We start from the raw sequence: 2,606 nt of genomic DNA, 5'->3' as shown, positions 1-2,606 counted from the left end.
GTAACCCGATTCCTAGTCTCATTTAAACTCGCTAGATTGACCCTAATTTTAGTTCATGGTGCGGAGCCTAAGTATTAATATCAACCCACCAACTCTTTACGAATGATCTCCGCACCCGCACTTAACGCATTGAGCTTAGCGGTCGATACTTCACGAGACAAAGGTGCCATACCGCAGTTGGTACATGGGTAAAGCTTGTCGGCATCAACGTACTTCAACGCCTCTCGCAATGTGTTCGCTACTTCTTCTGGCGTTTCAATTTCGTTGGTAGCGACGTCAATCGCACCAACCATCACCTTCTTACCGCGAATCAACTCAAGCAACTCAATAGGCACTCGCGAGTTATGACACTCAAGCGAGATAATATCGATATTTGACTGCTGCAATTTAGGGAATACTTCTTCGTATTGTCGCCATTCAGTGCCTAGCGTTTGCTTCCAATCCGTGTTCGCTTTGATGCCGTAGCCATAGCAGATATGCACCGCCGTTTCACATTTCAGCCCTTCAATCGCACGCTCTAAACATGCAATGCCCCACTCGTTCACATCATCGAAGAACACATTGAACGCAGGCTCATCAAACTGAATGATGTCGACACCCGCCGCTTCAAGCTCTTTCGCTTCTTGATTGAGGATCTTCGCAAATTCCCAAGCCAGCTTTTCACGGCTACCGTAATGATCATCATAAAGCGTGTCGATCATCGTCATAGGGCCTGGTAGCGCCCACTTGATAGGTTGCTTAGTTTGCTGACGCAAGAACTTGGCATCTTCAACAAACACGGGCTTTGTGCGGCTTACTGGGCCAACCACAGTCGGAACACTTGCTTCATAACGGTTGCGGATGGTCACCGTTTTACGGTTTTCAAAATCTACACCGCTTAAATGCTCAATAAAGGTCGTCACAAAATGTTGGCGAGTTTGCTCGCCATCACTGACGATATCAACGCCTGCCAGTTCTTGTTCTTGCAAAGCGACACGTAGCGCATCGCGTTTGCCATCAATCAGTTCTTCATCTTGCAGTTTCCACGGTGACCAAAGTTTTTCTGGTTCTGCCAGCCAAGAAGGTTTCGGTAAGCTGCCAGCCGTTGAAGTCGGCAATAGTGTTTTCATCGTCATTCCTTTCTAGATTCTCGTTGTCGATTACGCGTAGTTTGCAGACCATTGTTCAAGCACAGATTGATAAGGTTTGATGAAATGCTCCTCGGCAAATTTCCCTTGTTCAATCGCCAGTTGGCTGCGCTCTTCTCGGTCGTAAACGATTTGAGTTAGCGAGTGGTCTAGGTTTTTTAGGTTTGGCTGGTAGCAATTACCGGCAACCGCGTTGGCATTGTAAATCTCAGGTCGGTAAATCTTCTGGAATGTCTCCATCGTGCTTATCGTGCTGATAAGCTCTAGGTTTGAGTAGTCGTTCAGCAAGTCACCGAAGAAATAGAATGCCAATGGTGCAACACTGTTTGGCGGCATAAAGTAACGCACCTGCAAGCCCATCTTTTTGAAGTACTGCTCCGTCAACGAAGATTCGTTCGGCTGATATTCAAAGCCCAAAACCGGATGTTGGTTTTCGGTACGTCGGTATACCTTGTTGTCCGATACGCTCAGACAAATCACAGGCAGCTTTTTGAAATGCTGTTTATAAGACTCAGAATTAACGAAAGCTTTGAACAGTTTGCCATGCAAATCACCAAAGTTCGCTGGGATGCTGAACTGTGGCTGGTTTTTGTTGTGGTCCAACAGCAAAACGCTAAAGTCGTAATCACGCACGTATGAAGAGAAGTTGTTACCCACAATGCCTTCGATGCGCTCGTTAGTGTTGTGGTCAACAATGTTAGTTTTGAGCACTTCAATCGATGGGAAGGCTTCTCCACTACCTTGGATACCCATATCAACGGAGATGATTTCAAGCTCAACGGAGTAGCGGTCACCTTGCGCGTTATCCCAATATGCCAAGGCATTAAAACGATTGTCGATCATTCGGAGTGCATTGCGCAGATTCTCTCGGCGGTAGTTTCCGCGAGCCAGATTAGCAAAGTTGGTAGTGATTCGCGTGTTGTCTGATGGTTGGTAATTCTCATCAAAGCGAATGCTTTTGATAGCAAATGTGAAATCGTTATTCATCGTGAGTTGGTATCCTATTTCCTTAGATAAAGCAGACTTTTCCTAACTCTGTGCATGGGGACATTTTTGTTTTTTGGTTTTCCCAATCGTTAGGTTGCACAGCGTTCACGACGAATAGTTCGTACTAAAAACGGTGGTCACAGTGCCTAACACCAGAGCAGTCCGTTTTTTATACTTGCTTCACGAGTTGAATAATATTGGTATTGTTTCACATTGAACATGAAAGAAATTCATAGTGGGAATTCCGACCCTGAGGGAACTATCGTAGATACTGTTATTCATTGACACCAATACACGCAACTTGGCGAGCATAGTGCCAATATGTGTAATTAAGAAACTGATGACTCGTAAGGGATTAGCAGTATGTGAACCAGTTTTAAACTTAGAAAACGCATTATATAAACAAGATGCTAACGGCTTTGTTGCGTAATTCGGACAGAAAACCAAGTCGTCCGAAATTGAATAATTATTAAACAATATACTGAGTTTCAG

General features: G+C 44.8%; 2 protein-coding genes. Both read right to left on the bottom strand.

Going from position 1 to position 2,606, the window contains the following annotated elements; all coding sequences use genetic code 11:
- Positions 1-80: 80 nt before the first annotated feature.
- Complete coding sequence (locus R7Z49_RS14425; protein WP_005392823.1) at positions 81-1,109, bottom strand: methionine synthase; 1,029 nt, start codon at positions 1,107-1,109, stop codon at positions 81-83.
- Between the two features lie 30 nt (positions 1,110-1,139).
- A complete protein-coding gene (locus R7Z49_RS14420) occupies positions 1,140-2,114 on the bottom strand; it encodes a DUF1852 domain-containing protein (RefSeq protein WP_257896814.1) in 975 nt (324 codons plus the stop codon).
- Positions 2,115-2,606 lie beyond the last annotated feature (492 nt).

Source organism: Vibrio sp. 1562 (assembly GCF_033340155.1).
GTDB lineage: Bacteria > Pseudomonadota > Gammaproteobacteria > Enterobacterales > Vibrionaceae > Vibrio > Vibrio alginolyticus.
This window is presented reverse-complemented; position numbering and strand designations above follow the sequence as displayed.

What these genes read in the sequence shown, in the direction of transcription:
- R7Z49_RS14420 (WP_257896814.1), bottom strand. Translation starts at nt 2,114, where the DNA reads ATGAATAACGATTTCACATTTGCTATCAAAAGCATTCGCTTTGATGAG.
- R7Z49_RS14425 (WP_005392823.1), bottom strand. Translation starts at nt 1,109, where the DNA reads ATGAAAACACTATTGCCGACTTCAACGGCTGGCAGCTTACCGAAACCT.